The following is a 5,389-nucleotide window of genomic DNA, read 5'->3' as shown; positions in this document are numbered from 1 at the left end:
GGGAGGGCCATGTCGCGGCGGTCATCTTCACCCTCGGCTGCAATTTCCGCTGTCCGTGGTGTCATAACGGCGAGCTCGCGCTCTTTCGCGCGGAGGCGCTGCCGCTTGATAAAATAATGGCTGACATCAAGCGGCGCGCCGCCTTCCTCGACGGAGTCGTCATAAGCGGCGGCGAGCCTGCGCTGTGGCCCGGCCTAGCGCCGCTGCTGCGCCAGATCAGGGCTCTGTCTCTTCCCGTGAAGCTCGACACCAACGGCTCGCGCCCGGAGATACTGCGGGCCCTCTTCGCCGAGGGGCTTGTGGCCCACGCGGCGATGGACGTCAAAGCGCCCCTTGACTCAGCCGCCTACGGAAGGCTGACCGGTACGGCGGTCGATATCGAAAAAATCCTCTCCTCGGTAGAGATCATCAAATCCCACGCGCTGGCCTACGAATTTCGCACGACCTATATCCCGGCGCTGCTAACGGCGGACGACCTCGGCGCCATCCGCCGCCAGTTGGCCGACGACGCTCATTGGCGTCTCCAACTCTTCAAGCCCAACGGCTGCCTTGACCCGTCCTATCTGAACGCCTCCGCGGCCAGCGCGGAGGTTCTGCGCGAAGCATTTCCGGGAATTGATATCCGCGGCTGAGGATGGCAGAATAGCGATGGAGGCGCGTGAGCCGCACATGCACATGGACCGCTCGTAGTCTCGCCCTCCGTCTCCATCCTTGCCGCGGCGGTGGTTCTGTCTAATGAATAAACTTGTTGACACTTAAAAGTCAAGACGGTAAAATTAAATTACTTAGTACATGCGCATAAAAAATAAAATAACGCAGTCCATATAAAAGCTATCAGAAGCCAGTGATTCGACTGTATCAAAGAATAAAGGCCAGCAGCTTAATAGTTGAGCTGTAATAAACTACCTTCGCAATACGTAAGCGCGTAAACAAGAGTCAAAGGCAAAACCGTCTAAAGACGGCGACGCAAAGCTATAGGGTCTAAGGCCCGTTTTAGCGTTATGGGTGAATGACAGCCAGCTGCCTCAAAATCCATTTCATGTGAAGTACAAACATGTATGGATACAAAAGGCGGCGGGGTGTCATTTTTTCTCTTGAAGAGGAGGTAAGGAATGTTTAAAAGTATTAGTTTCGCTATTTTTATATTTTGCTTGACGGTTTTATCGAGCGAGACGGCATTTGCCGCTACCGGCGGCGTGCCCAACGAAGACCTGTTTCGCGCCCGCGAACTCGGCAAAGCGGTCAACGCCTTCGCCTTCGACCTCTATAAAGAGATTGCGAAAGAAGAAAAAGGCAATATCTTTTTCTCGCCGCTGAGTATCTCGATGGCCCTTGCGCTGGCATACGAGGGGGCGGCGGGCGAGACCCGTGAGGAGATGCGGAAAGTTTTACATTTTGACAACGATATTAGTGCCCAATATAAAGCAATCTTGAATATTATAAAAAATACTCCTCCTGAAGCCGGAGAAGTATTGATCGCAAATGCAATATGGCCCGATAAAAATTTATCGGCCAGGAAGGAATATATGGAAAAACTGAGAAAATACTACGACAGCGAAGCGATAGAGCTGGATTACACTGACGTTGATCAAGCTGTGTCTGCTATAAATAACTGGACGAACGAAAAGACAAGAGGCGAGATAAAAGAGGTGGTTACGCACGACGATTTTAAAGACACATTTCTGTCTATTTCCAACGCGATATATTTTATTGCCGAATGGCAGAATAAGTTTTCCGTTAGAGATACAATGGAGCGGGATTTTTTCAAAAAAAACGGTGATATTATAAAATTGCCGACAATGTTTAAAAAAGACAAAGTAGGATATTATGAAAACGAGTTCTCCCAAAGCATAAGCCTTCACTATAAGGACGCTGTCAATTCCATGTTGATTATACTTCCAGAAAAAAACGGTTTAACGAAGATCGAAAACTGTTTGTCAAACGCTTTTTTTGATGAAGTAGTACATAGCCTCGATATGACTGACTGCAAAATATATCTTCCAAAATACCGTATGCAACAGACATATCACCTGGTAAAGACACTGAGAAAACTGGGATTGGAAAGGGCAACGTCGCTATTTGCAGAGTTTACAAAAATTGCGCGCAATGTGGAGAGCTTCTTTATTGATAACATTATCCACAAAACGGTAATGGAGGTGAACGAAGAAAGGACAAAAGCAGCCGCTGTAACAGTGTTTAATTTAAGGGGGACTATGAATTGGGGGGATAAGGAAAAGCAGCAACTTGAGCCAAAGATCTTTCGTGCAGACCGACCTTTCGTCTATATGATTATCAATAATCAAACAAAGACGATAATGTTTATGGGGAGATATATGGCAGGTAGTTAAGAGAAAATATATACAGGAGGTGTGTTCGAGTGAAGAAATTATCACTGCTGTTTTCGGTTATTATAATATTTGCATATCCTTTGTTTGTGGAGGCACGCACAATAGAAGAAGCGGAAGTCCGCACGGCCGTATTGAACTGGATACATATGGGGGCGCCCTGTGGCGAGAAACTTGGTACTCAGATAAGCGATGTTAAGCGTTATCAAGGGGTTAATGGAGGTGATATTGGATATTATCTTGTAACACTGGCCCCAAATGGCTGGGTCGTTTTACCAGCAAGTGATGATTATTGGCCAATTCAATTGTTTGGCGCCTCGGTAGCGGTGGTTCTGTCTAATGAATAAACTTGTTGACACTTAAAGATCTAGACGGTAAAATTAAGTTACTCAGTACATGCACATAAAAAATAAAATAACGCAGTCCATATAAAAGCTATCAGAAGCCAGTGATTCGACTGTATCAAAGAATAAAGGCCAGCAGCTTAATAGTTGAGCTGTAATAAACTACCTTCGCAATACGTAAGCGCGTAAACAAGAGCCAAAGGCAAAACCGTCTAAAGACGGCGACGCAAAGCTATAGGGTCTAAGGCCCGTTTTAGCGTTATGGGTGAATGACAGCCAGCTGCCTCAAAAATCCATTTCATGTGAAGCACAAACATGTATGGATACCATAGGCGGCGGGGTGTCATTTTTTGTGGCAATGCTCCAACTCAAAGTAAAGTGAAAATCTGAATGATAAACGTATATAAATTAAAAAGGAGCGCCGGAAAATGTTCTTACCTAATAAAAAGCAAAGGCGGTTATTATCGGTAATAATGTTAGTGCTGTACTTTCTGGCGCTTGGCGGGGCTTTTGTCACGCCAGCCTTAAGCGTGCCTAAAAGCGTGCCGTCTTGGAAATGGAATCAAATTCAATCGCGATGGATGCGCGGGGAAGTCTACGTTCCCGACGAACCTCCGGGTTGGGAGGGGAAGATATCGCAGAGCGATATTAAAAAGATCAGGAGGGCCGGCGTTTCGATTAATAAATTTGCCTTTAAGCTCTACCCGTTAATGGCTGGCGACGCCGAGGGGAATATTTTGTTTTCCCCCTATAACCTCGCCATGACGTTGGTACAAGAATACAGAAGCGCAGATAGAAAGACGAGGCGCGAGCTGAAAAGAGCGCTCTCCATTAACGGAGACTCAATAGACGATTTTGCCCTCCTTGCCCAGATAATAGAGGATACGCCAGAGGACAGGGGGGACTTTTGTTCCGATGGAAAAGATGTGTTTTTTAAATCAGACTGGGAGTTCCCATTTAATAATTATGAGGAAGATTTCAAGACTTCTCTGGAGCGGGCTGACTTTTACAAACCCAACGGCGAATTACAAAGTATCGACATTATGTTCCAGGATCAACGCTTAAAATATTACGAAAACAGCACTATTAAAAGTTTTGAGTTCCCATTTGTAGACCGATACTACTCCTATATCATCCTCCTGCCCAGAGAAGGATGGGATGAGCGCCGTATGAGAGACACCCTAAACTATAAAAAATATCTTTCGCTGCTTTCGAAACAAACGGACAAAAACCTGATAGTCCGCATTGTAGATACAAAGATCACCTCTCAGTATGATTTTAGCAGCTGGCTGAATACGTTAGGGATAAAAGGGGGGGAAAGGGAAAAATTAAAGCAGAAAAACGTCATAAACATATATGGAGGTGAACAATCAAGGGCTGTAAATACTTTCTGGTCCACAATGCTTATTAGAGGAACGAGAGCATTTTACGCTGCTTTTGCTCATCCACCGCTCTCTCCGCAGGAAATTGAAAAAATTGAAAAATTGATAAAAAAAGACCAGGAGGACCTGAAAAAAGAGTATCCTTATAACCTTGATGGAGGATTCTATCCTACTCATCCATTTGTCTATTTTATCGTTGACAACAGAAGCGGCGCGATTCTCTTAATGGGACGGTATTGCGGGAAAGAAGATAGCCCGAATATCGTATCAAAGTGAGGCTTAAAAGGAGGCAAAATAATGTTAATCTTTCGCAGAGCTATTATTATTTTTACCGTGATTGTGATTTTGTTATGCCCTAACGGTTATAACACAGCGGCGGCAGCGCCTGTAACCGCGTCTGACGCTAATACTACAGTTGCGAACTGGCTTCAGGAAACGGAAAACCACTTTGGTGAGACATTAGGAACAAATATTGACCAAATTAAATTATATCGTGGCGGAATTCACGGGAATGTTGGATACTTTCTCGTCACACTGTCTCCCAACGGCTGGGTAATCCTGCCGGCAGATGATGACTTTTGGCCAATACAAACTTTTGGTCCCGGAGTGATGTCAGAAGAAGCATATGAGAACACCTTATGGTATAAAACAGTTTGCTTTAATACTAACGTAGACGTGCTGCGCAGCGGTAGATCTGACAAAAATATTATTCTGTTGACTAAAGAAAAAACGACAGAATTATCTAAAAACAAAGCGCGTTGGAAATCGCTAAAGGATACCGCACAAAAAAATAGCGCCCGGCTTGGCAGTCGATCAATAAGTACAACAGGGCTAACTGCTTCTGCCGATATTCGCGTAGCGCCGTTAATGGGGAGGGAACGCTACTGGGGACAGGGGTATCCATTCAATGTGCTAAATAAACATAGTGAGATTACTCAATATTCAACAATCAACAATGAATTCGCGGGAACAAATGTCAGCGAACGGGAATATCTGGTGGGCTGCCCAGCGCTTTCTACTGGACAAGTATTGTATAATATTTTAACAAGAAAATATCCCCCAGCGGTAGGAAATAATTTGATTTTGAACGCCAACCCCGCAGCCAGCAGGGAGTATAAGATTGTTCGAAAATACAGTAACACTGTTGGCGCGCCTGATGAAACTAAAAATTTTAATTTTCCGGAATCTAATCTAGCAAAAACCTATGATTGGCAGAGTATGTCAAATTTTTTGCTTACCCAGCCGTCAAATCTATCTAATCAGTTCTACCGGGGTACGCTTCAAAGCTCAGATGTTACTACGGCAAGCACAAAAATTG

At 44.9% G+C, this 5,389-nt stretch carries 5 protein-coding genes and 2 riboswitches; all 5 genes read left to right on the top strand.

All coding sequences use genetic code 11. The annotated features are described in order from the left end of the window. Positions 1–632, top strand: a 632-nt coding sequence (locus RRY12_12290; GenBank protein MEG2185451.1) for an anaerobic ribonucleoside-triphosphate reductase activating protein, incomplete at its 5' end; no start/stop codon positions are given. Positions 633–931: 299 nt separating this feature from the next. After that, positions 932–1,028, top strand: a riboswitch (cyclic di-GMP riboswitch). Positions 1,029–1,112: 84 nt separating this feature from the next. After that, positions 1,113–2,348, top strand: coding sequence for a serpin family protein (locus RRY12_12285; GenBank protein ID MEG2185450.1), 1,236 nt, complete (start codon positions 1,113–1,115; stop codon positions 2,346–2,348). A gap of 29 nt (positions 2,349–2,377) precedes the next feature. Next, positions 2,378–2,692, top strand: a complete 315-nt coding sequence (locus tag RRY12_12280; GenBank protein MEG2185449.1) for a hypothetical protein — start codon at positions 2,378–2,380, stop codon at positions 2,690–2,692. Between the two features lie 188 nt (positions 2,693–2,880). After that, a riboswitch (cyclic di-GMP riboswitch) is annotated at positions 2,881–2,977 on the top strand. A gap of 140 nt (positions 2,978–3,117) precedes the next feature. Next, the gene (locus RRY12_12275; protein ID MEG2185448.1) at positions 3,118–4,347 is read left to right on the top strand and encodes a serpin family protein; all 1,230 of its coding nucleotides are present in this window, start codon (positions 3,118–3,120) and stop codon (positions 4,345–4,347) included. Between the two features lie 21 nt (positions 4,348–4,368). Continuing rightward, the coding region (locus RRY12_12270) for a hypothetical protein (protein ID MEG2185447.1) at positions 4,369–5,389 on the top strand (1,021 nt) is incomplete at its 3' end.

The organism is Cloacibacillus sp. (genome assembly GCA_036655895.1).
In the GTDB taxonomy this organism is placed as follows: Bacteria; Synergistota; Synergistia; order Synergistales; family Synergistaceae; genus JAVVPF01.
Note: the sequence above shows the minus strand (reverse complement) of the source record. Positions and strands in the feature narration are given on the sequence as shown.